Raw genomic sequence first — 26,239 nt, forward strand, 5'->3', positions numbered from 1 at the left:
TGAGAGGGACCTGCCCACGTCGTACACGGGCTCACCGCACTGGCCCGGGATCACCGGTAACCGGTTTAATCGGTTACCGGTGACACCCGGTACCGTCCGCCCCCAGCAGCAACCCCGAGGTCGGCACGCCCGTGCCCGCCGTGACGAGTACGCGCTCGGCCCCCGCGACCTGGTTCACGGAGGTCCCCCGCAACTGCCGTACCGCCTCCGCGATGCCGTTCATCCCGTGCAGATACGCCTCCCCGAGCTGCCCGCCGTGGGTGTTGAGCGGCAGCCGTTCCTCCGCGACGAAGCCGGCGGCCTCGCCCGGCCCGCAGAACCCGAACTCCTCCAGCTGCATCAGCACGAACGGCGTGAAGTGGTCGTAGAGGATGCCCACGTCGATGTCGCCGGGGCCGAGCCCCGAGGTCCGCCACAACTGGCGGGCGACGACGCCCATCTCCGGCAGCCCCGTCAGGTCACCCCCGTAGAACCCGGTCATCTGCTCCTGACCCCGGCTCGCGCCCTGGGCGGCGGCCACGACCACGGCGGGCGGATGCGGCAGCTCCCGGGCCCGCTCGACCGAGGTCACGACGATCGCCTGACCGCCGTCCGTCTCCTGGCAGCAGTCCAGCAGCCGCAACGGCTCGACGATCCAGCGTGAGGCCGCGTGTTCGGCGAGGGTGATGGGGCGTCCGTGGAAGTACGCCGCCGGGTTCGTCGCCGCGTACTTGCGGTCCACGACGGCCACGTGTCCGAACGCCTCCGGGGTCAGGCCGTACGCGTGCAGATACCGCTGGGCCGCCATGGCGACCCACGAGGCGGGTGTGAGCAGCCCGAACGGCAGTGTCCAGCCGAGCGCCACCCCCTCCGCCGAGGGCTCACGCTGCCGAACCCCGGCGCCGAACCGCCGCCCCGACCGCTCGTTGAACGCCCGATAGCAGACCACGACCTCGGCCACGCCCGCCGCGATCGCGAGCGCGGCCTGCTGCACGGTCGCGCAGGCGGCGCCCCCGCCGTAGTGGACGCGGGAGAAGAAGGACAGCTCCCCGATGCCCGCCGCCTGCGCGACCGTGATCTCCGGGCTCGTGTCCATCGTGAACGTGACCATCCCGTCCACGTCCGCCGGCGTCAGCCCCGCGTCGTCGAGCGCGGCCCGCACCGCCTGCACGGCCAGCCGCAGCTCACTGCGCCCCGAGTCCTTGGAGAAGTCGGTCGCGCCGACACCGACGACGGCAGCGCGCCCGCCGAGCCGGTCCTTCGTCCGTACGCTCACGACGCACCTCCCAGGATCACCGTCACCGTGCCGGTCACATGCCTGCCGATCCCGTTCTCCCCGACGACCCGCACGACGGCCGTGTCCCCGTCCATCGCCTCGACGGTCCCCCTCAGCACCATGGTGTCGCCGGGATAGTTGGGCGCGCCGAGCCGGACGGCGACCTTGCGGAGGACGGCGTACGGCCCGAAATGATCGGTGACATACCGTCCGACCAGCCCGTTCGTGGTCAGGATGTTCATGAAGACGTCCGGCGAGCCACGCCGTACGGCCAGCTCCGGATCGTGGTGCACGTCCTGGTAGTCGCGTGAGGCGATGGCGCCGGCGACGACGAGGGTGCGGGTGATCGGGATCTCCAGCGGGGGCAGTCCGTCGCCGACTCTCACGCCACGACCTCCTCGGCGTCGTCCGATGCGCGGAAGACGGGCAACTGCAACTCGTCGTCGTACCGCACGAATTCCAGCCGTACGGGCATGCCGATCCGCACCTTGTCGTACGGCACCCCGATGACGTTGCTGACGATCCGGACGCCCTCCACCAGCTCGATCAGCCCGACGGCGTACGGGGGGTCGAAGGCCGGGAAGGGCGGGTGGTGCATGACGACGTACGAGTACACGACCCCCTCCCCGCCCGCCTCGACGGTGTCCCAGTCCGGCGAGCCGCAGGCGTTGCAGCCGGGGAGCCAGGGGAGGCGGAGGGTGGCGCAGTCGGCACAGCGCTGGATGAGGAGTCGGTGTCGGCCGACGCCCTCCCAGAACCCGGCGTTGTCGCGGTTGACGACGGGGCGGGGGCGTGGGGGCCGCTGGGACCGCTGAGGCTCGGACTCGAGCTCGGGCTCGGGCTCTTTTCTCTTCCGGTTGGCCGGGGCGTACTTGAGGATCCGGAAGCGATGGGTGCCGGCCGACTCGCCCCCCACCCGCACATCCATTCTCGTGGTCACGAAGTACCCGGTGCCGAGCCTGGTGGTCTTGCGTCCCGACACCGACTCGATGACCGAGTCGAAGGTGATCTCGTCCCCGGGGCGCAGCGCCCGCAGATACTCCTGCTCGCAGTCGGTGGCGACGACGGAGGTGTACCCGGCGTCGTCGAGCGCCCCCAGCAGCTCGTCGTACGCCTCCGAGCGCCCCTCGTGCCCGCTCAGACCGCCCATGGTCCACACCTGGAGCATGGTGGGCGGAGCGATGGCGTCCGGTCCGGTGTACGCCGGGTTGGTGTCGCCCATGGCCTCGCACCAGTGGCGGATCATGGGCGCGTTGACGGGGTCCTTGCCGTGGCCGTCGAGCACGGCGGGCCGGCCTTCGTACGCCTTGAGTCGTGCGGAGAGATCGTCGAGCCGTACGGAGAGATCGTCGCTCACCGGGGCCTCCCTTTCTGACTACCCGTCAGATTGAAGGAACCGGCGGCGGAACTGTCAAGGTCGCGCGAGGAGGCGTGACGGGCGGCGAGGTCGCCCGAGCTGAGAGATCGGGCTCGGCAACCCCAAGCCCGGCGAAGGAGGAAGCGTTCCGTCATACCGTCGATCGATCCGCACAACAGACCTGGAACCGCAAAACAGCGGCCGAGCCCCCTTCCCCTTATCGAACATCTGAACGAACATAGAACCATGGCCACCACGGATCGGCAGGCCACGACGCTGGCCCTGGCACACGCCCTCTCCGCCGCCGAGCGCGGACTGGCGGTGATCCCCCTGTCCCGTTCGAAGCTCCCGGCCCTCCGCTCGCCCCACCGGGACGACCCGTCACCCCCTCCCTGTCACGGCGAGTGCGGCCGCTTCGGGCACGGGGTGTACGACGCCTCCACCGACCCGCACCGCATCCGCGAACTCTTCGCCGCGGCCCCCTGGGCGACCGGCTACGGCATCGCCTGTGGTGTGCGCCCCCATCACCTGATCGGGGTGGACCTGGACACCAAGTCGGGCACGGACTCCTCGACCGCCCTGCGCGAACTCGCCCTACGCCACCTCTTCACGATCCCGGACACGGTCGTGATCCTGACCCCCAGCGGCGGCCGCCACCTCTGGCTCACCGGCCCACCCGACGCCGTCGTCCCCAACTCCGCGAGCCGCCTGGCCCCCGGCATCGACATCCGCGGCGCCGGCGGCTACCTGGTCGGCCCCGGCTCCCGCACGGACCAGGGCGTCTACGGCACGGCACCGGGGACGGCCCACCTGACACCGGCGCCATGCCCACCGGAGCTGCTCCGCCTCCTGCTGCCACCCCGCCACGCCTCACCCCGGCGCCCTCTCCACGACGCCGGTCACGACCACGACCACGGCCACGGCTTGGTGCACTTCGTCCGCACGGCCCACGAGGGCCAACGCAACACCCGCCTCTTCTGGGCAGCCTGCCGGGCCTACGAGAACGGCCTGGGCGAGGAACTGTCCCCCGCCCTGATCGAAGCCGCACTCCACACGGGCCTCACAGAACGGGAGGCGAGATCGACGGTCGCTTCGGCGTCACGGATGTCGGGGCGGCGGGAACAGGGCCACAAGCTCTGGGGAGCGCCTAAGCTCCCGCCGTGAACGACACCGCTGACGACGTCCGGATCAGACCGGGCACCCTCGCTGACGCACCGGCCATCCTGCACATGCTCGACGCGGCGGTGGTCTGGATGAACGACCGGGGCAACACCGAGCAATGGGGCACGACGCCGTACTCGAAGAAGCCCGGCGGGGTGGCGCGGGTCGAGCGGTACATGACCGAGAACTCTCCCTACATCGCGGAGTCGGACGGCACCCCTGTCGGAGCCCTGGTGCTGGACTCCGGCCCCAGCCCGCAGCTGCCGATCGCACCGGCCGAGGAGCCCGAGCGGTACGTCCGACTGCTGATCTCCGACCGCCGGTACGCCGGCCTGGGCATCGGAGCGGCCCTGCTGTCCCACGCGGTGGCGGAGACCCGGCGGGCCGGCGTACGACTCCTGCGCGTCGACTGCTGGGCGGGCGGCGGGGGCGAACTGGTCGCGTTCTACGAGCGCAACGGCTTCACTGCCACCGACAGTTTCCTGTCCGGGGCCTGGCCGGGACAGGTGCTGGCCAGGCGGGTCGACTGAGGGCGCGAGCAGGGTGAGAGCCGCACGGGCAGGGTGACGGGCGCGATGGGCCGGACCGACCCTGCAGCCATCCGGCTCTCTGGACCTACGACAGCGGCCCGCCACCGAGCCCGTCCGTCTGACGCCGCGGGGCGAGAAGGTCATCGGCCCCGTCCAGCCCTGTCCATTGCGGCCCCAGGCAGCAACAACCACTTGTGCGGCCCGCCCACAAGGGCCGGCCCGCACCGCCCACCCTCCCGCGGCACGTTTCCTGCCATACGTCCCCGGAGAGGGATGACGACGTGGACGCAGACGCGACGGATGACGAACTGGAGCGGGAAGAGCGCCGAGCACTGTTCGCGGAGGTGCACGCGGAGCGGGACCGGCTGTTGCCACTGCGCGCGGAGGCGACCCGGACCACGATCGAACTGATGCGCACGAACACAGGCCGAACCGACGAGCCCGACCTCGTGCCGTACCTCAACCTGACCTACCTGCTGACGATCAAGCGCGCCTACGGCGACGACCAGTTGATGGCCTTCGCCCTGTCCCTCGCGAACTGGGCGGTCGCGTCCATCGACGAACTCGCGAAACTCACCGGCCGCACGGCACAACAGATCGTGGACCGCTACGAGACCGAGATCATGGCGGCCAGGGAAGCCTCCGACGAGGACTGAGCCGACCTTTGGTTCCGGCCCGGTCGCCACGAACCCACCGGCCGCAAGGTCGATACGACTCTGGATGCGGCCTCGTGCATCCTGGCGTTCGACTTCGGCGAGTGATCCCGCGCGAGTGGTGAGTGGTGGTTTGAGGCAGTAGTGGCGCCTGCGAGCCGATCTGGCCACTGAAGTGCGACTTTGCCGAATAAGGCCGAAAGGCGCCCTGTTTGAATGGTGTACCGGGCACTCACACTCAAAAAATGGCGGTTCTCCACAGTGTCAGCCGGCCTGAGTGCCTGTTGTGCTCCTCGAACGGGCCCGACGTTCGTGAGCGCGGACGGATCATTCCCCTGTCATCCGAACTCTGCGACAGGTGCTGGAACAAGGTCGCCAACGATCTTGCCCTGAGCGAGGGCGCCACAGCGGCACCGGAGCCCGAGTTCGACCCGGACGACGTGCAATGGGTCGAGCCCCGTACATGCCGGCACTGCGATGCGCCGGTGCGTTGCTACCCGACCAACTATGACCGTTGGGTCGAACTGGCCACGTTCGAGCTGCCTGCGAAGAAGGTCCCTCCGCGCCACCGTTGGCGTTTGATGCGCCCGAGGGCAGCGAACACCCCGATCTCTGTGGCGACAGTGGCCATCAGGATCGGCGCCATCGATCCCACACCCGGAGAGCCCGTCATTCCCGCTCATGAGTTCGTGTGTCTCATGCATGAAGCATGACCGTGCCCGCCCATGCCCGATCGGCCGGCGGCCGACGGGGAACCGCGGTCGCTCACGGGGGTGCGGACACGACGAGAGCCCCCGACCCTTTTCGCTGGCCAGAGGCTCTCACCTTACGGTGGGTGTGGGATTTGAACCCACGGTGACTCGCGCCACGACGGTTTTCAAGACCGTTCCGTCGCACGAACTCCTGCTACGGCTGACCTGTGCATTCCCCTGCTGGAGGCATCATGGATAGCCGATCCTGGCCGGAGGTTGGCCGGGAGGGGCTCAGCTACTGCTGAGCCTCCTGATCGGTGCGTGTGTGCCTCGCTGCACATCTCCCTGTCTCAGCCGTGCCGCCATGTGCTAGCCCCGAGCGGCTGCGCTGGCCTGGCAGTTGGGTGCTGCCTGTTGCTCTCGACGCGCAAGGTCTGCTGGTCAATCAGGACCCGCTGTAGCCACACAGATGGCACTATCTCTCTATGGATCTGCGTCGCGTCTCAATCGAAAGCTTTCGGGCCTTTCCGCACGCTGAATGGGATCTCCCAGCTACAGGGCTGATTCTCGTGGCTGGTGCTAACAATTCTGGAAAATCATCCCTTCTTTCATCTCTCGATGTCATCGCAGGCACGATGGGCTACGAGCCAGGTCTTGGCTATCGCAATGCTCACGCTGATTCCGAACCTACGATTACGGCAACTTTCGTCATGCCTGACGCTAGACGTAAAAGAATCCTGTCCATGCTGAATGGCGTACCGCAGCACGTACAGGAATCCGATTGGGCCTTCAAAGAAGTTGAGTTTATTTTCCGAAAGGCCCCAGACGCAGGATTCTCCGTTGCAGAAATTAGGGCCACCTGGACCACTTCGGAAAAGATTAGCGTTGCACGGATTGATCGAGAAGCTTCAGGAGAGCACACTCTCCGCTCAGTAGCTCCTAGCCAGTCTGGCACTCCTGATGGACGGATCACCCTTTCGAAACGCTGGAGTTCACATCAGAGCGATCGGACACTCGAATCACTTAGAGGACAGCTAGGAGAGGCTAATGAATTCATGCGCGAATTGGAATCATGGCGTTCCAGATATTACCACTTTAAAGCATTGAGGAGTGGTCCGCCGCGTTCAAGTAGTCTCGCCAGTGAGCCCCGTCTAGATCCTACGGGAAGTAATCTTCCTGCCGTGCTCCTAAACTTGCAGACCAACCGATCGCAAGCCATGAAAGAGCTTCGCAGTGTTATTTCGCAGATGGTGCCTGAAGTGGGCCGACTAGAGACGCCGACGCTCAACAATGTATTGGAAGTAGCATTTTCCGATCCCTTTTCTCCCGGGGTTCGACATAACCTCAAGGAGCTGGGTACGGGAGTAGAACAACTACTCCTTACCTTGGTTGTAGGGCTCACCGAAGAAACGCCGTCCACACTTGTGATAGAGGAACCTGAAACCAACCTCCACCCTGCAGCTCAGCGGGCTTTGCTGGGTCTCCTTAATTCCTGGGCAAGCGATCGACTAATCGTTGCCGCTACACACAGCCCAGTCATGCTGGACTGGGCCCCAGGAGAGAAGTCTCTTTGGCATGTAACGAGGTCGGGAGGGTCCTCCTTCCTAACGGCCGTGGAAGATGATCCAGTTGAATTGTTCCAGTCTCTAGGTGTACGAATTTCTGATGTACTGTCGGCTGACCGGTTGCTATTCGTAGAAGGCCCGTCAGATGAAGACATCCTGAGCGCATGGTTCCCCGCAGTGATGAGAAACCCGAGAATTACTGTCATCTCTGGCGGCGGTGGCGACAATGCTGGAATCGCAGATCGCTTTTCTAAGTGGTTGACGAATGTCGATCGCCTCGGACTACGCCGCGTCCTGTACTTGCGCGACAGAGATGAGCTACCACCCCAGGCGGTTGACGACCTTACGCGGAAAGGAAGTGTCTACGTCCTCGATTGTCGCGAAATTGAGAACTACCTCCTTAACGCAGAGGCAATTTCTTCGACTATTTCGCGAGATGCACAACTGAAGGTTGAGATCAATTCAGCATTGGTGCGCGAACAGATCATCCATGCTGCACAGAGCCTGCGTCAGTCAATGATTGTGAATCGAGTTGCGCGAAAAATCCCAACGGTGCGGCTCATGGATCACCAGACGAGGGGAAAGCTCGCAAAGAACGCCACTACGGCCGAGGAAATCTGGGAAGCTGTTAATGCTCGCTTGCCTGAACCTGAAGGACTGCGCAGGGAAATCGAAGAGCACTGGGAATCGGCAACTCTGGAAGTCTCGGAAATGTCTAGCGATCAGCTCATTAAATGGGCTCCGGGCGAAGAGATCCTACACGCTGTTTATCTTCACTTTCTTGGGAGGCGCTTCAAAAAACGTGTGGACGGGAAAAACTTGGCGCTGGAGATCGGCGAGCCGCCTACGGAACTAAGCGCGGTTCTGCGAAACTTCATGTCCGCGTGACGGTGTAAGAGGGAGCCAATGGGCCGCCATCAGAACCGATCCGCCGCTTCGGGCACGAGACGGCTCGTGAAGCCCTCGCCGCACAGTCGCTCGTAAGCGGCTAGAACGTCTTCGGGAACCTCTTGCTCGACCATGAACCCTTGCCGGGGGTACACCATAAGTCGCTGCTGAGCACCGACAAGCATGTCGATGACGAGACGCGCGTCCCCGATCGAGTCGACGTAGTCGGGAAGCGTCATGGGGGTGGACGCGCTCACCCACTCGATCTCGGGCCAGAGCTTCCGGGCCGTGGCGTACGCCCGGCGTTCCTCGTACGGCTTGCTGACGAGTAGGGCGGATGAGACGGGGATGCGCCGCTCTTCGAGCAATGCCCGCGAGAAGCGGATGTTCTCGCCCGTGTTCCGGGCGTTCGGCTCGACAAGGATGACGCTCGCGGGAACCCCCAGCTCCATCGCGCGGTCCCGGTAGTGCTCGGCTTCGCCACGGGGCATCCGGTCGCGGGTGGTCCGGCTGGTCGCTCCGGTGAAGAGGAGGACCGGCGCCATGCCCCGGTGGAAGAGATCTGCGGTGGCGTCGGCCACCCCGAGGTCATGGCTGCCGAGTCCAACGGCCACCGAGCATGGACGCGGCTCATGACCCATCTGCTGGAAGTCCCAGAGCCGCTGAGCATCCGCCCATGCCTGAGCCGAGATCACTCGCTCTCGCCCTCCGTTGCTGCCGAGTCGGGGACCTTGAAGTCGTACGACCACGCGAAGCGCGATGCCGCGTGGACTCCAACGGCGAACTCTACGACCGTCCCGTCCGCTGTGTACGTGGTGCGGTGCAGTTCTACCACCCACTCACCCGGCGAGAGCTGGAGCAGCTGAGCCTCTTCGGCGCTAGGCACGCGCGCGAACAGTTCCTCGCGCATGTGGTCGATCTCGTATCCGGCGTCATAGAGGACACGGAAGCCGCCGCCACGGCCGGCCGGGCCCGGGGTCGGGTCGACGATGCGTGTGCCTTCCACGTGCTCGGGTCGGTAGTAGCTGGTCAGTGTGTGGGTGGGTTGGGTTCCCTCCTTCACGAGCCGGGCGCGCGCGTAGACGTCCGCACCCTCGGGGAGCCCGTGGGCTTCGGCCACGGCCGCCGGCGCCTGCACCCGGCTCACCTTCTGGGTCTGCTCGTTCCGGCTGTACGTGCGGCCGGACGCCACGCGGTCCGCGATGAAGGCGACTTCGTCGCCGTCCCGCCACTTCGCCTTGTCGTACCGGGCAATGCCGAGCCGCTTGAGGGGCGTACGTGCGCGCACGACTGTGCCGTGCCCGCGTGACGACGTCACGAGCCCCTCGGCCTCAAGTGCCTTGTATGCCTGATGAACCGTGGACTTCGAGCCTTCCCCGGCCTCGACCAGCTCTCTGATCTGGGGCAACTGATCCCCGGGTGCCCGCTCGCCGTTCCTGATCTCCTGCGCGATCCGATCCGCCAGTTCACGCCACTTGGGTGCCACAGCCGAACTCCCTTCGATGCCTCCAAGTGAAACACAGTCCCAGGACTGTTGACAGTCCTGGGACTGTGCGCCATGGTTCTTATCAGCGCCCCGCAGTCCCAGGACAGCGAGCGCAGGAGGGCCTTCTTTGGGTTGCTCCGACAACTCCACAGCGTGATCCACCGCAGATGTGACGGCCGTGACGACACCGGCTGAGGCGAGTGGAGACCAGTCGGTCATCTCCCGTCAGGGACACGCGCCGACTCAAAAGAACGGATCTGCCCAAGGGCACGAACGCCGCGCGAAGAGACCGAGATGTGATTCCTCGGAGGAGCGGGACTGAGGCACAGATCCATATCGCGCAGTACGGGCCGTCACCTCCCGCAAAAGGTGGCCGGCGCGGCTCAGGCCCGCGCACCCGCCCCGGCATCAAGCCGTGAGGGCGCGAGATCGAATCTCGCCCGGGGCACTCCGGCCGCTGCTCTGCGGCCGTGCCGCAGGTCGTATGCGGCTTCACCCACAACGGCGAGCGGTCCCCGGGAGGCACCCCGGGGACCGCCACGGGCCGTTCCGCCCTGTGAGAGGAACACGACCCAATGAGTTCCATCGTGACTGTTCAGGACGCTGTTACCGCGTTCGCCGACTTCATGGAGCCGACGGCGGCTGAGTTGGACGCGATCGAGCAGGAGATGCCCGTCATCCTGGCGGACGTCGACCTGTTGGACGCGCAGATCATCACCCTCGACCGCACCCCGACCGAGCTGGACATCCGCCGTGTCCGCCGGGCCCGTCGCCGGGCGCTGGCCGCCCGCGTCGCGCTGCTCAACCGCGCGGCCGGCGCGAGCCTGCCCGGGGGTGCCGCGTGAGCGCCGCCGACCAGAACCTGACGGCCGCACTCGCCGAGGTGAAGGCGGAGATCGCGCGGACCGACACCAAGACCGGGCTGTTGCTGGCGTTTATCGGTGCGGTGCTGGCCGGTGCGTGGACGGTCGCCAAGGACACCCCGCTCAACCTCCCCGCCTACGTCGCGGGCGGGGTCGGCATGGTGGTGCTGGTCGCGGCGGCCGGTGTGCTGCTGCGGTCGGTGCGCCCCAACATCAAGGGGCGCCACGGCTTCCCGCTGTGGGCGACGCTCACCCCTGAGCAGATCACCGACACCGCCGCGTCCCGGGACCTCGCCACCGACATCGCGGGCCTGTCCCGGCTGGCGGTCGTGAAGTTCACCGGTCTGCGCCGTGCGGTCGATCTGACGTGCGCTGGTGGCGCGCTGCTCGTCCTCGCGGTCGTGGTCGCTGTGGTGGGGGGTGCGGCATGAGCGGGATGCTCACGCTGGACGGCATGGCCGCGCCGTTGCGGGTGCTGCGGCTTCTGGCGGTCGACTTCGGTCACCTGCCCGCGCCGAGCGTGGACCTGTCCAACGTCTACCCGGAGCGGCTGACGCTGCGCTTCCACGACGGGCTGCACGCGTTCGAGACGTGGCGCGAGGCCCTGGCCGTACCGGCCGAGGACGTGACGCACCGGGTGCAGGGGCACGGCACGACGCGCGTGCTGGAGGCGTCGGCCGTGTACGCGGGCGCTGAAATCCACCTGTACGGCTACAGCGACGGCCCCACTCCCCTCGGGGGTGCGGCATGAGGGGAAAGACCGTTCTTCCCGCCGTCGCGATGACGGCGGTGTCCATGATCCTCACCCTGGCCGTGGTGCTGATGTGGCTGGGCACGGCGATGCCGTGGCCGGTCGCGCTGGTCGTCGGTCTAGGGATCGACGGCGGATGGCTGGCCACCCTCGCCTACGAGCGCAGGTTGGCCGCGCAGGGCGACCACAACCGCACGGTGACGGGTGTCGGCTGGTCGTTCGGTCTGGTCGCCACCGGTGTTCTCGTCGCGCACGCCCTGACCGCCGAGACTTCCGTCGGCGCGTGGCTGGCCGTGGCCTGGTTGCCGCTGGCGGCCAAAGCCTTGTGGCTGGTTCACGGGCTGTGGGAGCGCACCGCGCTCACCCCGGCCGCGCTGGGTGCGATCCGGGGAATCCAGCAAGAGGCCCGCGACGAAGCGGCCGTTGCCCGCGCCCGACTGCGGGCGGAAGCGGCCACCGAGGAGACCCGGCTGACGGCCGTGACGCAGGCCGGTGCCCGCGTCGCACGCGTCCAGGCCAAGACCGCGCAGACCCTCGCCGGGGCGTGGTCCACGCTGGAGGAAGCACGCGACGGCGAGGACACCGGCAGGGCGCTGACCAGCGTGACGACCCGCGTCACACCCGACGTCACGCCCCGGTGGGAACTGCCCGTGTGGGGCCCCACCGAGACCCTTCCCGCGCTGGAGTCCGTGCCCGCGCTCACGGACGCTCAGCTTGACGCGCTGGTCGACGAGATCCGCCACAGCCAGACCCCCGCCCTGTCCTACCGCGAGATGTCCGCCCGCTTCCGCGCAGCCGGCCACTCCGCATCCGAAGTCCGCCTGCGCGCCGCATGGAAGCGGGTCGCCTGATGGTGGCCCGTGCCGCGTTCTTCGACCCGACCGGCGACCGCTACGGCATCCCCACCTACCCGTGGCGGTGCGCGCCGGACGGCTACGCCACCCGGCGCGGTCTGCGCGCGCTGGGGCTGCGTCCGGGGGGGTCAGCCGGTGGCCGCGCAGGTGATGCGCGGCCGGCACCGGCGCGGCCCCCTGGTCGCCTACCTCTACCGGGTCGACCTCGCGGTGCCGGTGCGGCCGATGACGTCGCGCAAGTGGGGCGCCCTCGCCCTGGCGATGCTCGCCCGCCGCACCTGCCCGCGCTGCCGGATCACCTACAGCTACTGCATCCCGACCTCGCTGGGCACGTGCGTGCCCTGCGCCTACCCCGACCCGCACGGGCCGGAAGGGAGCCACTGACCATGGCCAACGCCGACATCCGCCGCCTTGACCGCGAGATCAGCAAGACCATGAAGAAGTTGGAAGCCGTGCGGCGGGGTGAGTGGTGGCCGCTGACCAGCCGTGAGCGCCTGTCGATGACCCGCGCCATGGCGAGCGGCGCGCGCAGCGTCCACAAGGGCCGCAGCACCACCGGCGCCGAGGACCGCATGGACTCCATCGGTTCCGCCGTCGAGATGCGGCTGAACGCGGAGCTGACCGCCCTGCACGGCGAGCGTCAGCGCCTGATCACCGAGGCCGCCCGCGCCAAGGCCGCCAAGAAGTCGTCCGGCTGGTTCTGACCAGGCCCAACCCGCGCACGCCGGGGTGGCCGCTCTTTCCACGGACCCGACCACCCCGGCACTCCACACAACTCCCGCCCTCGAAAGGGCAGTCAGGAGCAGTCCCAGCATGTCCGAGAACGTCGTTTACCTCCGCAAGCCCACCGACACCACCAGCGCCGACGGCACGGCGCCGACCGTGCTCACCGTGGTCCCGGACGCCCCGCCGACACGGCCCGTCCCGCTGTGGGTGCGCTCGGGTCGCGCGGTGAAGTCGGCCGTCACGCACGAGTCGACCAAGGCGACGGTGCGGGCCGTGGCCCGGCACGGCGCCTACACGTTCAACGGCGGGCGGATCGTGGCCCGTCGCACGTGGGATGGGAAGACCGGGGCCCGGTACGAGCGGATGATCCGGGCGGCGGAAGCCGCGGGGAACCTGGAAGCGGCGGAGGAGTGGGAGGAGCGCCTTCAGCGCTTCCGCGCCGCCCGCCACCACCGCCGCATGGACCTCCTCCACTCCCCGGTAGAGGCCGCCAAGGGCGTGGCCGTCGGCGCCGGGATGAGCATCGGTGTCCTGGTCGGGCTCGGGGTGGTCATGGCCATCAACAACGGCGACGTCGCGGACGTGATCACCCCGCTGTCGGCCACCATCGACTTCATCGCCCTGCTCATCAGGATCGTGCAGATCGTGTGGGGCCCGGCGCTCACCATCGGCCCGTTCCTCGCCCTGCTCGCCCTGTGGGCCGTCGGCAGCAAGCAGCAGGCCGCACCCCAGTGGGCCCTTCCCGCGAACGTCCGCTCGGGCGATGGTGAGCCGATTACCCCGTCCATCGTGGTCAAGGCACTGCGCGACCTCGGTGTCCCGGCACTGCGCAACGCCATCAAGGACATGGGGGACGCCGGCGCGTCCATGCTCGGTCCGATCCGGATCGCCGGATGCGGCATCGAGGTCGACGTCACGCTCCCGTCGGGGGTGTCGACGAACGAGGTGCAGCAGCGCCGCCGGAAGCTCGCCGAGAACCTGACCCGGCACGAGCACGAAGTGTTCATCACCATCCCCGAGGCCGCCCGCACGGTCCGCCTGTGGGTGGCCGACTCGGGAGCGCTGGACGAGCCGATCGGACCGTCCCCGCTGGTCACGGACGAGACGATGACCGCCGACTACACCAAGGGGAAGGCACCGTGGGGGCAGGACCTGCGCGGCGACGCCGCCGCCCTCAGCCTCTACCAGCGCCACCTTCTGATCACCGGTCTGTCCAACCAGGGCAAGACCGTCGCCCTGCGCTCCCTCGCCCTGTGGGTCGCACTCGATCGATCGGTGCAGTTCCTCATGGGCGACCTCAAGGGCGTGGGCGACTGGAACATGTTCGACGGCCTTGCCAGCACCCTCATCCAGGGTCCGACGGATGAGCACGTGATCCAGGTGACGGAGATGGTGGAGGGGGCAGTGGAGGAGATGAACCGCCGTCTCCAGGCTCCGCCCGGCACCACCTTTCCCGCGCTGATTGTGCTGGTCGACGAGGCGCAGGTGGCGTTCATGTGCCCGGTCAAGGACGAGGACAAGCGCCCCTACGGCGGGTCGAAGTCCAACTCCCGGTACTTCATGGCCGTCCGCAAGATCCACAACCAGGGCCGTGCCGTGAACGTCCTGATGTGGCAGGGCACCCAGGACCCCACCGACCAGAACCTTCCCAAGCTGGTACGCGAGGGCGCCCACACCCGCGCATCCCTCGCCCTCGGCACCGAATCGCAGGCCCGCATGGCACTCGGGGACAAGGCCGTCGACGGCGGCGCCGCCCCCAACATGCTCCGGCCCGGACTCGACCAGGGCACCCTGGTCGTCGCCTCTTCCGGCATCGACATCCCCAAGGGCCAGTCCTCCATCACGGTCCGCACGCACTACATCGACGACGACGCGGCCGAAGCCATCACCGACCGCGCCAAGGCCCTGCGCGACGGCGTCACCACCCTGCACGTGATCAACCGGGGCGAGGACCGCGACCCGCTCGACGACATCGCCACCGTCGTCGGCGACGCGCCCCGCGTGCGAACCAAGGACGTGCTCGCGCGGCTCGCCACGCTGAACGCGGACGCCTACGGCGACTGGTCGTTCACCGACCTCAAGCGCGTCCTCGACGACGCCGGACCGGACATCGCCTACAAGTCCGACGGCGTCATGGTCGTCGCCCGCGACCGCCTTCACCGCGCCCTCGCCAACCGCGACGACGACGGTTCCACTTCCACCGTCTGACGGCAGGGAGCCGACCCCGGACGGGTCAGGGAGGCAGGGAGAACTCCCTGAACCCCTCCCTGACCCGCCTCCCTGTACCTGACCTGCATGAATGATCAGTCAGGGAGGCAGGGAGGCCCGCAGGTCAGCACCCCTGAAACCCCCTCCACACGCCCCCGGCAAGGGGGTGCCTCTGCCTCCCTGTCCTACTGCCGGAAGGGATTCCGTATGTTCCCCGAGAACGGCCACCACGCGTCCACACAACGGGCCGTGGAAGTCCATCACCCCACCCCCATCACCCCCGCCGCGATGGCGCCGCTCGTGCCCGTCCAGCCGGGCACCGTCCCGGCGGTCGCGTCCGTCGTCCTCCCGGACGGGCGGGTCGTCACCGGCTACGCCATCGACCACGCCCGCCCGGAACCGGTGGCCGCCAAGCCGGCCGTCTCCCGCGCGGCCGTGAACGTCGCCCTCGGAGGAGTCGGCTTCCTCGCCGTCTGCGGCGGACTGCTGCTCCTCACGACGTTCATCACCGCGCTCACGGCGCTGATCACTCAGCTCATCACCCTCGCCGCCGTCCTCTTCGGCGGATACGTCGCCGTGCAGATCTTCAAGGGCGGCCACGGCACGGGCGGAACCACGGTCAACATCCGCAAGGCCGTCATCAAGCGCAACCACTTCCACGGCTGACAGGGAGCCCCGAGTGTTCGAGATCCGCGTCATCTGCGACCCCACCGACACCGACACCATCGTCGCCGCGTTGGACCGTACGTTCACCACCGGCACCGTGACCGTCTGCCCCACCCGCGACCGCAAGCGCCACCGTCTCTACGTCCGCGCCGACCACCAGGCCGCCAACGCCGCGCCCTCGGAGGACTGGCCCAGCGCGGCCGACGCGTACGCCGACGCCCCCGACGCCCGCGAAGAGTTCGACTGGCTCTTGAGCGAGGCCCACGCCGGCAGGCGCAACCGGGAGTGGTGGCTGCGCCGCGCCGCCGTCGTCGACCGCCGCTCCGCCCACCTCCCGCCCGACGGCCGCATGCGCGACGAGCACGCCATGGAGCTGGCGCACTTCCTCATCGAGCTGGACGGCGCCGACGTCACGGGCGACCCGCGCGCCTACGTCCGTCGGCAGTACGCCTGCTGGACCAGGAACAACTAGCTACGCCAAGGGCGGCCCCTCCCTCTCGCCAAAGAAGCGGGGCCGCCCTTGCCCACCAGCACCCTTCAAGGAACTGGAGACACCCAGCATGACCCATGACCCCCGCCGCGCGCTGCTGCGCGCGGCACTGGACGCCGCCGAACGCCGCTGGCCCGTGATCCCGCTACGCCCCCGCAGCAAGGTCCCCGCCCTGCACGGCGAACGCCGCTGCCCCCACACCGGCGACTGCACCGACGGGCACCGCACCTTCGAGCAGCGCGCCACCCTCGACCCCGCCCGCATCGAACGGTGCTGGTCTTCGGGCCCGTACAACGTCGGCATCGCCACCGGCCCCGCCGGACTGCTGGTCGTCGACCTGGACACGCTCAAGCCCACAGACGCAGAGGGCACGCCTGACGGCGCGGCCAACTTCGCAGCGCTCTGCGAGCGCGCCGGACACGCCGTCCCCGCAACCCGCCGCATCCGGACCCCCAGCGGCGGCCAGCACCTGTACTTCACCGCCCCGGACGGCGTCCGGTTCACCAACACCACCGGCACGCTCACCCCCAAGGTCGACACCCGCGCATGGGGCGGACAGGTCGTCGCCCCCGGCAGCATCACCCCACAAGGCCCGTATACCGTCCTGGACGACCAGCCTGTTGCAAACCTGCCTGAATGGCTCCAAAAGGCTCTGGCGGCCCCTCAGAGGCGCGTCACGGCACCGATCCTGCCCATGCCCACCAGCGACACCGACCGGTACGCCGCCGCCGTCCTCAACCGCGAGGTCGCGTCCGTGGCCGCCACGGGCGAGGGCGGGCGGCAGGCCGAACTCCTGCGCGCCGTACGGGCGGTGGGCCGGTTCGTGGCGTGGGGTGACCTCGACCGCGCCACCGTGGAAGCGGCTTTTACCTGCGGGGGCGAGTCGGCGGGACTGTCGCCGGCCGAGTGCCGCGCCACCATCCGCAAGGCCCTGGACTACTCCATCCGCACCGCCTGGCCCCGGAGGACGGCATGACCACCCCCCGGCCCCACCCCGCAGGTAAAAGCACCACACCCACCCCCGACCAGCCGCACGCCGCCGAACCGGCCGACCCCGCCACCGGCCGTAGCGCGCCGACGGACGTCGCCCGCAAGGGCGCCCCTTCTGCCCTTCGTCCTGACCCGCAGACCGGAGACGGCCGCTACCCCGTCGCCTGGCTCCACATCCAAGCCCCACGCCGACGTGGAGCCGAACCCACCGCCACCTCGAAGTGCCTGTGCGGGTGGGACCGCAGCGCCGTCGGCCAACGCCGCGTGCTCGCCCTGATCGAGACGCACACCGCCCACCGCGACATCTGCCCGCTCCGCAGCAACCAGGAAGGGAGGACGGCGGCATGACGGACACCCGCACCGCTCAGAGCGAGGAACTGCCCGCACCGTCCCACCCCATGGCCGTTGCCCGCCGTCTGCTGCCCGACTGGCAGGGCGAGGACGGCAAGCTCGTGTGCCGCCGCTGGCGCGCGTCCTGGATGCGCTGGAACGGCACCTGCTGGCGCGAGGTCGACGACGACCAAGTACGCAAGGCCATGTACGAGCGCCTTGAGCACGCCGTCTACCAGGTCCCCGCCAAGGACGGCGAGACCGAGGAACGCGACTGGGCGCCGACCAAACCGAAGATCAGCAACCTGCTCGATGCCCTGGGCTCGATCGTTCTCCTGCCCACCGACACCGACACCCCCGCATGGATCGACGACCAGGGCGACACCGGACAGGACCACGGCCCCATCGTGGCCTGCCAGAACGGGTTGCTGCGCATCCGCGACCGGGCGCTCATGCCGCACACACCGGAGTTCTTCAACAACGTCTCCATCCCGTACGCCTACGACCCCAGCGCGAGCGCACCGACGTGGGACAACTTCCTCGCCCAGCTCTGGCCCGACGATCCCGACTCCGTCTCCGCTCTACAGGAGTGGTTCGGCTACGTCATCTCCGGCCGCACCGACCAACAGAAGATCCTTCTCATGGTCGGCCCGACCCGATCCGGGAAGGGCACCATCGCCCGCGTCCTCAAAGCGCTGGTCGGCAAGGAGAACCTCGCCGGGCCCACCCTCGCCGGACTCGGCACGAACTTCGGCCTGTCCACCCTGATCGGCAAGCCCCTGGGGGTCATCTCCGACGCCCGACTGTCCGGCAACGACAACACCCAGGTCGTCGAACGGCTCCTCACCATCTCCGGCGAGGACACCATCGACATCGACCGCAAGTACCGCCAGCCGTGGACCGGCAAGCTCCCCACCCGGCTAGTGATCCTGTCCAACGAACTGCCCCACTTCGGCGACTCCTCCGGCGTCATCGCCAACCGGTTCATCCTGCTCAACACCCGCCTGTCCTGGCTCGGCAAGGAAGATCCCACCCTCACCGACCGGCTCATCGCCGAAGTCCCCGGCATCATCAACTGGGCCCTGGAAGGACTCGCCCGACTCCAGCGCACCGGACGGATCACCGAACCGGCATCCAGCCGCGAAGCCGTCACCACCATGCGCGACACCGCGAGCCCCACCAGCGCATTCGTCCGCGAACGCTGCACCACCGGCCCCACATGCAGCGTTCCCGTGGAAGCACTGTGGGCCGTCTGGCGAGACTGGGCCGAGGACAACGGCGTCAAGCCCGGAACGAAGCAGGTATTCGGCCGCAACCTGCTCTCCGTCGTCCCCCAACTCAACCGCACCCGCCCCCGCAACGCCTACGGCCAACAGGTCGCCACGTACACCGGGATCACGCTGAACGGGTCCGAACCACATCTGCCTGAGTCGTGACTCATCGCGACTCACACCCCCACCAACCCGCCCTGAGTCGCGATGAGTCACGACTCAGAGCAATGTGCTCAGAACCCCATCACCGCGCCACCCCCGCGCTGAGGAGTGCCATGCCCCGCCCCGAGAAGCTCAAGCTCGCCGAAGTCCTCGTAGAGATCAAGATGAGCCGCGCCGCCTTCTACCGCATGCGCGCCCGTGGCAAGGCACCGAAGCTCATCAAGCTGCCGAACGGGCAGATCCGTTGCCGCCGCAGCGACCTGGACGCGTGGTGGGCCGAGAACGAGATCGCCGCCTGACCCGCTGACAGACCCGTGGGGCCCCGCCGTTCGCAGCGGGGCCCCATCTCCATGAAGGGGAACAATGCACAGCTACGACGTGCGCATTTGGAGCGTCCGGAAGCGTCCGAGCAAGTCGGCCCCGTATCAACTCCGCTGGCAGGTCGACGGGACGGAGTTTCCGGAGAAGTTCGCCACCAAGACGCTTGCCGACGCGCGCCGCGCGGAACTGCTGACCGCGGCCCGGAAGGGAGAGCCGTTCGACACCGAGACCGGTCTCCCCGTTTCGGAGCTGCGGGAACGGAACCGCACGGGTTGGTACGCCCATGCCCGCGCGCACGCCGCGCGAAAGTGGCCGACTGCCGCAGCGAAGCACCGCGCGAGCATCGCAGAGAGCCTGACCATCGCCACGATGGCGCTGTGCCCGGACGGCAAGGGACGCCCGGCAGACGAACTCTTGCGGCGTGCGCTCTACCAGTGGGGATTCAACGCCGGACGCCATGACCAGGAACCGCCAGAAGCAGAGGCCAAGGCGTTGGCGTGGGTGGCACGTAACGCGCCAGCCGTGGTCGACCTGGACAGTGCGAAGCGCGTGCGCATGGTGCTCGAAGCCTTGGCCAAACGACAGGACGGCAAGGCCGCCGCAGCGAACACGTTCCGGCGGCGCCGGGCGGTGCTGAGCAACTGCCTCCGTCTCGCTGTGGAACAAGAACTGTTGCCCGGCAACCCCCTGCACCGAGTGCACTGGGAGACTCCCAAGGCAGTGGAGGAGCTTGACGTTCGCAGCGTCGCCACACCGGCACAGGCACGGGCGCTACTTGACGCGGTCCGCGCGCAGGGGCCGCGCGGCGCCCACCTGGTCGCGTTCTACGCGTGCATCTACTACGCCGCCATGCGACCGGAGGAAGTGTCCATGCTGAGCGCTGATCAGTGCGAACTCCCCGCTGACGGCTGGGGACGGCTCATCCTCGCCGGCGCCCGGCCGCAGGTGGGTTCGGCCTGGACCGACGACGGCAAGCCGTACGAGGAACGACAGCTCAAGCATCGGGCCCGCCGCGCGGTCCGGCCCGTGCCCATCCCGCCGGTGCTGGTCGCCATCCTGCGAACCCACCTCGAAGCGTTCGGCAGCGCGACCGAGGGTCAACTGTTCAGTGCCGTACGAGGTGGGCCCGTCCGGTCGCAGGAGTACGGCGCGGTGTGGAAGGAAGCCCGCCGGAAGGCACTCACCCCCGCGCAGGTGGCCTCTCCTCTGGCCGCCATCCCGTACGACCTGCGGCACGCTTGCGTGTCCTTCTGGCTCCGCTCGGGGGTGAGCCTCGCTGAGACTGCCCGCCGCGCGGGTCAGAGCGTCGCCGTGCTTCAGCGCTACTACGCCAAGGTGCTGGACGGCGAGGAAGCGAGGATGAACGCCCTGATCGAGCAAGGTCTAGCGGAGCACGAGGGCGGGACCGAGGGGCCGTGAAACCTGGCCGCAGGTTGGCCGCACACGCTGGTCAAAGGTGGGATACCGCCGATCCGGGGTGAGACAGGCTGCGCACAGAAGGGGTGCCCCTGCATGGGGGACACCCCTTCTGACCTGCATAGCTTCTGACCTGCGCGGTGGGTGTGGGATTTGAACCCACGGTGACTCGCGCCACGACGGTTTTCAAGACCGTTCCCTTAGGCCGCTCGGGCAACCCACCCACGCCCCGGCCCACCTGGGACGGAGCGGGTACAGCCTACCGGCCCCCGGCGGTGGCGTGGGAGATCAATGAGAAGCGGGCCTCTTCCTTCGGCGGTGGCCCAGGACGAGGAGGAGTGAGGTGGTGGCGACGGCCGCGATGCCCGTGGCCACTGGCCAGTCGGCGTCGGGGCCGGCGTCGTCTTCGTCCTTGGACGGGGCGCAGGAGAAGGCCTTGTTCTCCGCCACCTGGACCGCCGCCTTGTCGTTGTCCGGCTCGGGGTCCTTGGTCTTGGCGCTGTCGTCCGCCGGGGGCGCGACGGTCACGCAGCCCGGTGTGGTGTTCTTGCTCTTGATGCGCAACGTGAAGTCGTAGAAGACCTTTTGGCCGACCTTGCCTTCGCTGCCGCAGGTGTAGCGGCGGCCGTCGTCCGTGGGGACGCACTCGTTGTCCTCGCCGCCGGGGTCGTACGGCGACTCGGTCACCTCGGTGCCGGGCGGGACGAGGAACTCGGTCTGGACGCCTTCCAGTCGGGCGGGGCCGTTGTTGCGGAAGCCGATGCGGATGTGGTGGCTGCTGCCGATCCCTCCGCGCAGCGATGTGCCGAACACCTCGACGTCGGCCGTGTTCCGTACCGGCACCTCCACCAAAACCGGCTCCGGGGTCTTGGTGAACCTCATCCCCTTGCCGAGGGCCGGTGCCCGGGTCAGCGTGAGGGGTGCGGCCCGGCCCGGTGTGAGGTCGGGGTCGGGGGTGTCCACGCAGCACGGCGGGCCGGGGTGCCGTCCGCTGGAGTGGAAGGACCACGCCCCGTAGGAGAGACGTTCCGTCAGCGCGTCGCGATCCGCCTTCATCCGTAGGCCGGAGGACACCTCCACCGTTTCGCCAGGGGCTATGACCTCGTCCGGCAGCAGGCACTGGACGAGGCCGCCGGCGTCCTTCGTGTAGCGGCAGTTGCTGTGTCGAGTGGCGGCCGACAGATCTTCGTTGCTCTCCATGAGCAGGACTACGCCTCGTGCGGGGACATCGCCCGTGTTGCGGATGACCATCGGCACGTTGAACGACTCCCCGGGAGTCATTTCCCGGATGGCGGCGGGCTCGTTCACCCGCAGTTCGGGGCGGCCCGCGATCACCTTCAGGCTGCCCCGGACAGCGGGCAGGCCCTTGGGTTCGAGGGTGTAGCGCAGGGTGCCGGAGTCCCCTGGCCGGGCCCCGGTCGCCGGGCGGAGTCCCAGTTCCTGCATGTTCCAGCCCTCGGAGTCGGGATACAGCGGCTTGGAGCAGGAGAAGGACGGCCTGCCTTTCGGCTTGCAGCCGTCGGCGCCCGATGCCACGACCGCGACGCCGTCCAGCCCCGAGGCGTCCACGGTGAGTTCGGCGTCGCGGGGCGGCCCGTCGTACGCCCACTCCAGGCCCAGCAGGTCGGAGGTGTACGGCTCCTGCTCATGCAAGGGGACGTAGAAAACGTTCTGCGTGATGTCGCGCGGGCCACTCTCCGCCGTCGTCGCCCGCCCCGAGCCCGTACCCAAGAGTGTGGACATCAGGGCCAGGGTCCCGGCCAGCACGCATCGGATCACCACCGCGTGCCGACGCTCCGGTATGCCGATCATCGCCGCAGTATGCCGGACCGCCCCTTCTTGGCCGGGCGCCGGAAGGCTCGGACCGTCGCCTGCACCCGTAAGGGGCGCCCTCCACTGAGGACGCCCCTTACATCGAGCTCAGACCATTCCCGGCTCAGTTCGTTCCCGGCTCAGACCATTCCTGCTCAGACCATTCCCGGTTCAGTTCGTTCCCGGTTCAGTTCGTTCCGCCAAGGTGATCAGCTGTCGCCCTCGCGCTCGCCCAGAGTGACGTCCGCCGTGCGGGTCTTTCCGTCCCGGGTGTACGTCAGGGTGACCTTGTCGCCGGGCTGGTGGGTCCAGATCTCGCCGATCAGGGTGGGACCGCTGTCTACGACCGTGTCGTCGAGCTTGGTGATGACGTCGCCGGACTTGAGACCGGCCTTGTCGGCGGGGCCGCCCGCCGTGACGCCGCCGTCGGAGGTGATCTTCGCCCCGCCCACGCCCTCGTCGAGGGAGACGGAGGCGCCGATCACCGGGTACACCGGCTTGCCCGTCCTGATCAGCTGCTGGGCGACGTTCTTCGCCTGGTTGATCGGGATCGCGAAGCCCAGGCCGATGGAGCCGGACTGGCCGGAGCCGAGGCCGCCGCTGCTCGCGGACTGGATCGCCGAGTTGATGCCGATGACGTTGCCCTTGGCATCGAGGAGCGGGCCACCGGAGTTGCCCGGGTTGATCGACGCGTCGGTCTGCAGGGCGCTCATGTACGACGCCTTGCTGCTGGAGGAGCCGTCGCTGGAGGCCACCGGGCGGTTCTTGGCGCTGATGATGCCCGTCGTCACCGTGTTCGAGAGACCGAAGGGGGCGCCGATGGCGATCGTCGAGTCGCCCACCGCCACCTTGTCGGAGTCTCCGAGGGGGAGCGGATTGAGGTCCGACGGGGCGTTCTTGAGCTTGATGACGGCCACGTCGTAGCCCTGGGCGTGGCCTACGACCTCCGCGTCGTACTTCTTGCCGTTCGGGAAGGTCGCCGACAGCTTGCCGCCGTCGACCGCGTCCGCCACCACGTGGTTGTTGGTGACGATGTGGCCTTCCTTGTCGAAGACGAAGCCCGTGCCCGTGCCGCCCTCGCCGTCGCTGCTCTCGGCCTGGATCGTGACCGTGCTCGGCAGCGCCGAGGCGGCCACCCCGGCGACCGTACCGGCGTCTCTCTTGAGGTCGCCGCCCTGCTGCGAGGCCGAGATGGTCGTGGAGCCGGTCGAGTCGTCGTTGCGGTCGGCCAGGGTGTAGCCGAGGCCGCCGCCGACGCCGCCGGCCACCAGGGCTGCCACCAGGACCGCGGCGATCAGACCACCCCGCCTGCCGCCGGGCTTGGGGGCGGGCTGCTGCGTCTGCTGCTGGTACGAGGAGCCCCAGCCACCGCCCCCCGCTGCCGCGCCGGGGCCCGCTGCCGCTCCGGCGTCCGCGTACGACGGGGTGCCGGGCGGGGGCGGAGGCGGCCAGCCTCCCTCGGGCGCCGAGGGCCCGACGGGGTGCTGCGCGTAGCCACCGGGGTGCGGGCCCTGACCCGCAGGCGCCGCGTAGGCCGGTTCCGGACCCGGGCCCCCGGGCGCCGCGTAGACCGGCTCCGGACCCGGACCCGGACCCGCAGGCTGCGCGTACGCCGGTTCCGGACCCTGACCCGTGGCCCCCGCGTACGCCGGTGCCCCGGCGCCCACCAGTTCGGGGTGCGGCTCCGCCGGGGGCACCGGCGGCAGCTGGGCCGTCGGCGCGTTCTCCTCGGCGATCGGGGCCGGCGCCGGGGTGGGGGCCGGTGCCGCCGCCGGGGCCGGGGCGGAGGCAGCGGGAGTTTCCACCGGCACGGGAGGCGCGGACGGGGCCGGGGGTACCGCGGTGCCCTCGTTCTCGGTGCTCACAGCTTCTCTCCTCGATCCACGGCTGCTGTCGACTGTCGACATGGTGTTGTTCGCACATGCGGCTGTGCGTGAGTTTTGTATGTGGTCAGCTTTTCCCACGAGCCGTCAGGGCACCATAAGCGGTGACTGTGGGTCCGGGGCCATCCTTTATATCGGATCTATCAGACTAAACGGGCCGATCGCCTGCGCCCGCCGCCATCACGGTGGCACCATGACGCGGTGACCCACGCACGACAGCACCCGATCCAGGTCGTCGCCCACCGCGGGGCCTCCGAGGACGCCCCCGAGCACACCCTGGCCGCGTACAAGAAGGCGATCGAGGACGGTGCGGACGCCCTCGAATGCGATGTCCGGCTGACCGCGGACGGGCATCTCGTCTGCGTGCACGACCGCCGCGTCAACCGTACGTCGAACGGCCGCGGCGCGGTCTCCGCGCTGGAGCTGGCCGAGCTTGCCGCCCTGGACTTCGGCTCCTGGAAGAACCGCGACGAGGCCCCGGACTGGGAGATCGGGCCGGACACCTCCGTACTGACGCTGGAGCGGCTGCTGGAGCTGGTCGCCGACGCGGGACGCCGGGTCGAACTGGCCATCGAGACCAAGCATCCGACGCGTTGGGCCGGACAGGTGGAGGAGCGGCTGCTGATGCTGCTCAAGCGGTTCGGGCTGGACGCGCCGGAGTCCGCCGAGGAATCTCCGGTACGGGTCATGAGCTTCTCGGCGCGTTCGCTGCAGCGCGTGCGGACCGTGTCCCCGACGCTGCCGACGGTCTATCTCATGCAGTTCGTCTCGCCCCGCCTGCGCGACGGGCGGCTGCCCGCCGGGGTGCGGATCGCGGGCCCCTCGATCCGGATCGTGCGCAACCACCCCGCGTACATCGAGCGCCTGAAGAAGGCCGACCACCAGGTGCACGTGTGGACCGTGAACGAGCCCCAGGACGTCGACCTGTGCGTGGAGCTGGGAGTCGACGCGATCATCACCAACCGGCCCCGAGCGGTCCGCCACCAACTGGGTCACTGAACGCCCCTTCCGATCACGCGACCGCCGTTCACATCTGACGGATACGCCACCACTTCCGACCGCCTCCGACCACTGCGGAACGCTTCCGGTTGCACCGACGCCCGATCTTGCAACCTTTGAATGGAGGTAAGAATTCCGCCAAGCGAGACAGAGGGCGACCGAAGGCGAAGTCGGCATATTGAGGGTGAAATCCGGCCAATCGATGGGCGGGAAATCACGGGGAGTGCACCGGCGCGTTCGATCCGTATTCGATCGTTGTGAGTGCGTCAGAGCACGTGCGCCAGCCGGTTTCCAGTCCGGTCCATTGGGGCATTCACACCGTGGCGTGGGGCGAAGGAGGTCTCGGGGGTGGCGTTGGTGGTGGCACAGGAGGTGCCCACGTCGTCGAGCATGGCCGTACCCCATGGCCCTGCGGGCGTGGGGGAAGCAAGACACCGGATGCGCAGTCAACTGCGTGACGGTGGTGTGGCGGAATCGGTCATCGACGACGCCGTACTGATCCTTTCCGAACTGCTGAGCAATGCCTGCAAACACGGCAGGCCCCTCGGCGATGCCCTGGCCGGTGACGGCGACGTGCGATGCGCATGGCGGGTGGACCCCACGGGGCGGCTCACGGTCGAGGTGACGGACGGCGGCGGCCCGACCCGCCCGACCCCGTCCACCCCGTCGGTCACCGCCCACGGCGGCCGCGGGCTCAACATCGTCACGGCACTGGCCGACGACTGGGGCGTCAGGAACGACGCCCGCGGCGAGGTCACGGTATGGGTGATCGTCCAGGACGACGTGTACCAGGCACGCCGCCGCGAGGACTTCGCCGCCCGTATCTCGGCCCCGTCGGTCTCCACCCTCCCAGGTCTGGATTTCACGGACGCCTTCGAGGACATGGACTGACCCCACAGGAGGCTTCAGG

27 protein-coding genes, 2 tRNA genes and 1 pseudogene are annotated in these 26,239 nt (G+C 68.6%); 21 read left to right on the forward strand and 9 right to left on the reverse strand.

Features of this window, described 5'->3' with window-relative positions:
* Positions 1 to 73: 73 nt before the first annotated feature.
* The 3 genes from SGFS_RS28675 to SGFS_RS28685 are packed head-to-tail and all read right to left on the reverse strand — an operon-like array spanning position 74 to position 2,612.
* A complete protein-coding gene (locus tag SGFS_RS28675) occupies positions 74 to 1,255 on the reverse strand; it encodes a lipid-transfer protein (protein WP_286254567.1) in 1,182 nt (393 codons plus the stop codon).
* Positions 1,252 to 1,641, reverse strand: a complete 390-nt coding sequence (locus tag SGFS_RS28680; protein ID WP_286254569.1) for a MaoC family dehydratase — start codon at positions 1,639 to 1,641, stop codon at positions 1,252 to 1,254. Before SGFS_RS28680 ends, SGFS_RS28675 begins: the two co-directional genes overlap by 4 nt.
* The gene (locus SGFS_RS28685; RefSeq protein WP_286254571.1) at positions 1,638 to 2,612 is read right to left on the reverse strand and encodes a bifunctional MaoC family dehydratase N-terminal/OB-fold nucleic acid binding domain-containing protein; all 975 of its coding nucleotides are present in this window, start codon (positions 2,610 to 2,612) and stop codon (positions 1,638 to 1,640) included. The genes SGFS_RS28680 and SGFS_RS28685 overlap by 4 nt, the downstream gene beginning before the upstream one ends.
* A gap of 246 nt (positions 2,613 to 2,858) precedes the next feature.
* On the opposite strand from SGFS_RS28685, the gene SGFS_RS28690 reads away from it, so the two are divergent.
* The 4 genes from SGFS_RS28690 to SGFS_RS28705 all read left to right on the forward strand — a co-directional run bounded on the left by SGFS_RS28690 (position 2,859) and on the right by SGFS_RS28705 (position 5,669).
* The gene (locus SGFS_RS28690) at positions 2,859 to 3,776 is read left to right on the forward strand and encodes a bifunctional DNA primase/polymerase (RefSeq protein WP_286254574.1); all 918 of its coding nucleotides are present in this window, start codon (positions 2,859 to 2,861) and stop codon (positions 3,774 to 3,776) included.
* Positions 3,773 to 4,303: a GNAT family N-acetyltransferase gene (locus SGFS_RS28695; RefSeq protein ID WP_286254576.1), complete on the forward strand. Its 531-nt coding sequence runs from the start codon at positions 3,773 to 3,775 to the stop codon at positions 4,301 to 4,303. The genes SGFS_RS28690 and SGFS_RS28695 overlap by 4 nt, the downstream gene beginning before the upstream one ends.
* A 281-nt stretch (positions 4,304 to 4,584) precedes the next feature.
* Positions 4,585 to 4,959, forward strand: coding sequence for a hypothetical protein (locus tag SGFS_RS28700; protein ID WP_286254577.1), 375 nt, complete (start codon positions 4,585 to 4,587; stop codon positions 4,957 to 4,959).
* A 242-nt stretch (positions 4,960 to 5,201) separates the two neighbouring features.
* Positions 5,202 to 5,669: a DUF6083 domain-containing protein gene (locus SGFS_RS28705; RefSeq protein WP_286254578.1), complete on the forward strand. Its 468-nt coding sequence runs from the start codon at positions 5,202 to 5,204 to the stop codon at positions 5,667 to 5,669.
* 119 nt (positions 5,670 to 5,788) lie between these two features.
* On the opposite strand, the gene SGFS_RS28710 is transcribed toward SGFS_RS28705, so the two are convergent.
* Positions 5,789 to 5,869 (reverse strand) — tRNA-Ser (locus SGFS_RS28710).
* Between the two features lie 264 nt (positions 5,870 to 6,133).
* On the opposite strand from SGFS_RS28710, the gene SGFS_RS28715 reads away from it, so the two are divergent.
* The gene (locus SGFS_RS28715) at positions 6,134 to 8,101 is read left to right on the forward strand and encodes an AAA family ATPase (RefSeq protein ID WP_286254579.1); all 1,968 of its coding nucleotides are present in this window, start codon (positions 6,134 to 6,136) and stop codon (positions 8,099 to 8,101) included.
* Positions 8,102 to 8,130: 29 nt separating this feature from the next.
* Here SGFS_RS28715 and SGFS_RS28720 read toward each other — a convergent pair whose 3' ends face one another.
* Positions 8,131 to 8,796 carry a YdcF family protein gene (locus tag SGFS_RS28720; RefSeq protein ID WP_286254580.1) on the reverse strand — a complete coding sequence of 222 codons (666 nt, stop codon included), beginning with the start codon at positions 8,794 to 8,796 and terminating at the stop codon, positions 8,131 to 8,133.
* Entirely contained in the window at positions 8,793 to 9,587 is a 795-nt protein-coding gene (locus SGFS_RS28725) for a GntR family transcriptional regulator (protein ID WP_286254582.1), read from the reverse strand. The genes SGFS_RS28720 and SGFS_RS28725 overlap by 4 nt, the downstream gene beginning before the upstream one ends.
* Before the next feature lie 575 nt (positions 9,588 to 10,162).
* Here SGFS_RS28725 and SGFS_RS28730 point away from each other — a divergent pair.
* The 14 genes and pseudogenes from SGFS_RS28730 to SGFS_RS28795 all read left to right on the forward strand — a co-directional run bounded on the left by SGFS_RS28730 (position 10,163) and on the right by SGFS_RS28795 (position 20,638).
* The gene (locus SGFS_RS28730) at positions 10,163 to 10,432 is read left to right on the forward strand and encodes a DUF6284 family protein (protein WP_286254583.1); all 270 of its coding nucleotides are present in this window, start codon (positions 10,163 to 10,165) and stop codon (positions 10,430 to 10,432) included.
* Positions 10,429 to 10,881 carry a Pycsar system effector family protein gene (locus SGFS_RS28735; protein ID WP_286254584.1) on the forward strand — a complete coding sequence of 151 codons (453 nt, stop codon included), beginning with the start codon at positions 10,429 to 10,431 and terminating at the stop codon, positions 10,879 to 10,881. Before SGFS_RS28730 ends, SGFS_RS28735 begins: the two co-directional genes overlap by 4 nt.
* A complete protein-coding gene (locus SGFS_RS28740; protein WP_286254586.1) occupies positions 10,878 to 11,201 on the forward strand; it encodes a hypothetical protein in 324 nt (107 codons plus the stop codon). The genes SGFS_RS28735 and SGFS_RS28740 overlap by 4 nt, the downstream gene beginning before the upstream one ends.
* Positions 11,198 to 12,052: a protein spdB gene (locus SGFS_RS28745; protein WP_286254588.1), complete on the forward strand. Its 855-nt coding sequence runs from the start codon at positions 11,198 to 11,200 to the stop codon at positions 12,050 to 12,052. Before SGFS_RS28740 ends, SGFS_RS28745 begins: the two co-directional genes overlap by 4 nt.
* A pseudogene (locus SGFS_RS28750) lies at positions 12,052 to 12,439 on the forward strand (RRQRL motif-containing zinc-binding protein). Before SGFS_RS28745 ends, SGFS_RS28750 begins: the two are co-directional and overlap by 1 nt.
* Before the next feature lie 2 nt (positions 12,440 to 12,441).
* On the forward strand, positions 12,442 to 12,759 hold the full coding sequence (locus SGFS_RS28755) for a hypothetical protein (protein ID WP_286254589.1): 318 nt from the start codon (positions 12,442 to 12,444) through the stop codon (positions 12,757 to 12,759).
* Between the two features lie 109 nt (positions 12,760 to 12,868).
* Positions 12,869 to 14,989, forward strand: coding sequence for an FtsK/SpoIIIE domain-containing protein (locus tag SGFS_RS28760; protein ID WP_286254591.1), 2,121 nt, complete (start codon positions 12,869 to 12,871; stop codon positions 14,987 to 14,989).
* A 207-nt stretch (positions 14,990 to 15,196) separates the two neighbouring features.
* Positions 15,197 to 15,655: a hypothetical protein gene (locus SGFS_RS28765; RefSeq protein ID WP_286254593.1), complete on the forward strand. Its 459-nt coding sequence runs from the start codon at positions 15,197 to 15,199 to the stop codon at positions 15,653 to 15,655.
* A gap of 13 nt (positions 15,656 to 15,668) precedes the next feature.
* Complete coding sequence (locus tag SGFS_RS28770; RefSeq protein ID WP_286254594.1) at positions 15,669 to 16,127, forward strand: hypothetical protein; 459 nt, start codon at positions 15,669 to 15,671, stop codon at positions 16,125 to 16,127.
* 88 nt (positions 16,128 to 16,215) lie between these two features.
* Positions 16,216 to 17,121, forward strand: coding sequence for a bifunctional DNA primase/polymerase (locus SGFS_RS28775; RefSeq protein ID WP_286254595.1), 906 nt, complete (start codon positions 16,216 to 16,218; stop codon positions 17,119 to 17,121).
* Entirely contained in the window at positions 17,118 to 17,483 is a 366-nt protein-coding gene (locus SGFS_RS28780; protein ID WP_286254596.1) for a hypothetical protein, read from the forward strand. Before SGFS_RS28775 ends, SGFS_RS28780 begins: the two co-directional genes overlap by 4 nt.
* The gene (locus SGFS_RS28785) at positions 17,480 to 18,901 is read left to right on the forward strand and encodes a DNA primase family protein (protein WP_286254597.1); all 1,422 of its coding nucleotides are present in this window, start codon (positions 17,480 to 17,482) and stop codon (positions 18,899 to 18,901) included. The genes SGFS_RS28780 and SGFS_RS28785 overlap by 4 nt, the downstream gene beginning before the upstream one ends.
* A gap of 110 nt (positions 18,902 to 19,011) precedes the next feature.
* Positions 19,012 to 19,197, forward strand: a complete 186-nt coding sequence (locus tag SGFS_RS28790) for a helix-turn-helix transcriptional regulator (RefSeq protein ID WP_286254598.1) — start codon at positions 19,012 to 19,014, stop codon at positions 19,195 to 19,197.
* A 64-nt stretch (positions 19,198 to 19,261) separates the two neighbouring features.
* Positions 19,262 to 20,638, forward strand: a complete 1,377-nt coding sequence (locus tag SGFS_RS28795) for a tyrosine-type recombinase/integrase (protein WP_286254600.1) — start codon at positions 19,262 to 19,264, stop codon at positions 20,636 to 20,638.
* Between the two features lie 135 nt (positions 20,639 to 20,773).
* Here the strand turns inward: SGFS_RS28795 and SGFS_RS28800 are convergent.
* The 3 genes from SGFS_RS28800 to SGFS_RS28810 form a co-directional block, all read right to left on the reverse strand.
* Positions 20,774 to 20,858 (reverse strand) — tRNA-Ser (locus SGFS_RS28800).
* A gap of 65 nt (positions 20,859 to 20,923) precedes the next feature.
* A complete protein-coding gene (locus SGFS_RS28805; protein WP_286254602.1) occupies positions 20,924 to 22,447 on the reverse strand; it encodes a COG1361 family protein in 1,524 nt (507 codons plus the stop codon).
* A 209-nt stretch (positions 22,448 to 22,656) separates the two neighbouring features.
* Positions 22,657 to 24,312 (reverse strand): S1C family serine protease, encoded by a 1,656-nt coding sequence (locus tag SGFS_RS28810; RefSeq protein WP_286254603.1) that lies wholly within the window; start codon positions 24,310 to 24,312, stop codon positions 22,657 to 22,659.
* Positions 24,313 to 24,531: 219 nt separating this feature from the next.
* On the opposite strand from SGFS_RS28810, the gene SGFS_RS28815 reads away from it, so the two are divergent.
* Together SGFS_RS28815 and SGFS_RS28820 are read left to right on the forward strand one after the other, a co-directional pair.
* Complete coding sequence (locus SGFS_RS28815) at positions 24,532 to 25,329, forward strand: glycerophosphodiester phosphodiesterase (protein ID WP_286254604.1); 798 nt, start codon at positions 24,532 to 24,534, stop codon at positions 25,327 to 25,329.
* Between the two features lie 348 nt (positions 25,330 to 25,677).
* Positions 25,678 to 26,220, forward strand: coding sequence for an ATP-binding protein (locus SGFS_RS28820; RefSeq protein ID WP_286254606.1), 543 nt, complete (start codon positions 25,678 to 25,680; stop codon positions 26,218 to 26,220).
* Positions 26,221 to 26,239 lie beyond the last annotated feature (19 nt).

The sequence above is a fragment of the Streptomyces graminofaciens genome (assembly GCF_030294945.1).
Lineage (GTDB): Bacteria > Actinomycetota > Actinomycetes > Streptomycetales > Streptomycetaceae > Streptomyces > Streptomyces graminofaciens.

Bases quoted from the DNA above. Each gene is read 5' to 3' on its own strand.
- SGFS_RS28740 (WP_286254586.1), top strand. From the start codon at position 10,878: ATGAGCGGGATGCTCACGCTGGACGGCATGGCCGCGCCGTTGCGGGTG.
- SGFS_RS28790 (WP_286254598.1), top strand. From the start codon at position 19,012: ATGCCCCGCCCCGAGAAGCTCAAGCTCGCCGAAGTCCTCGTAGAGATC.
- SGFS_RS28765 (WP_286254593.1), top strand. From the start codon at position 15,197: ATGTTCCCCGAGAACGGCCACCACGCGTCCACACAACGGGCCGTGGAA.
- SGFS_RS28785 (WP_286254597.1), top strand. From the start codon at position 17,480: ATGACGGACACCCGCACCGCTCAGAGCGAGGAACTGCCCGCACCGTCC.
- SGFS_RS28755 (WP_286254589.1), top strand. From the start codon at position 12,442: ATGGCCAACGCCGACATCCGCCGCCTTGACCGCGAGATCAGCAAGACC.
- SGFS_RS28775 (WP_286254595.1), top strand. From the start codon at position 16,216: ATGACCCATGACCCCCGCCGCGCGCTGCTGCGCGCGGCACTGGACGCC.
- SGFS_RS28690 (WP_286254574.1), top strand. From the start codon at position 2,859: ATGGCCACCACGGATCGGCAGGCCACGACGCTGGCCCTGGCACACGCC.
- SGFS_RS28760 (WP_286254591.1), top strand. From the start codon at position 12,869: ATGTCCGAGAACGTCGTTTACCTCCGCAAGCCCACCGACACCACCAGC.
- SGFS_RS28715 (WP_286254579.1), top strand. From the start codon at position 6,134: ATGGATCTGCGTCGCGTCTCAATCGAAAGCTTTCGGGCCTTTCCGCAC.
- SGFS_RS28730 (WP_286254583.1), top strand. From the start codon at position 10,163: ATGAGTTCCATCGTGACTGTTCAGGACGCTGTTACCGCGTTCGCCGAC.
- SGFS_RS28805 (WP_286254602.1), bottom strand. From the start codon at position 22,447: ATGATCGGCATACCGGAGCGTCGGCACGCGGTGGTGATCCGATGCGTG.
- SGFS_RS28795 (WP_286254600.1), top strand. From the start codon at position 19,262: ATGCACAGCTACGACGTGCGCATTTGGAGCGTCCGGAAGCGTCCGAGC.
- SGFS_RS28780 (WP_286254596.1), top strand. From the start codon at position 17,118: ATGACCACCCCCCGGCCCCACCCCGCAGGTAAAAGCACCACACCCACC.
- SGFS_RS28705 (WP_286254578.1), top strand. From the start codon at position 5,202: ATGGCGGTTCTCCACAGTGTCAGCCGGCCTGAGTGCCTGTTGTGCTCC.
- SGFS_RS28745 (WP_286254588.1), top strand. From the start codon at position 11,198: ATGAGGGGAAAGACCGTTCTTCCCGCCGTCGCGATGACGGCGGTGTCC.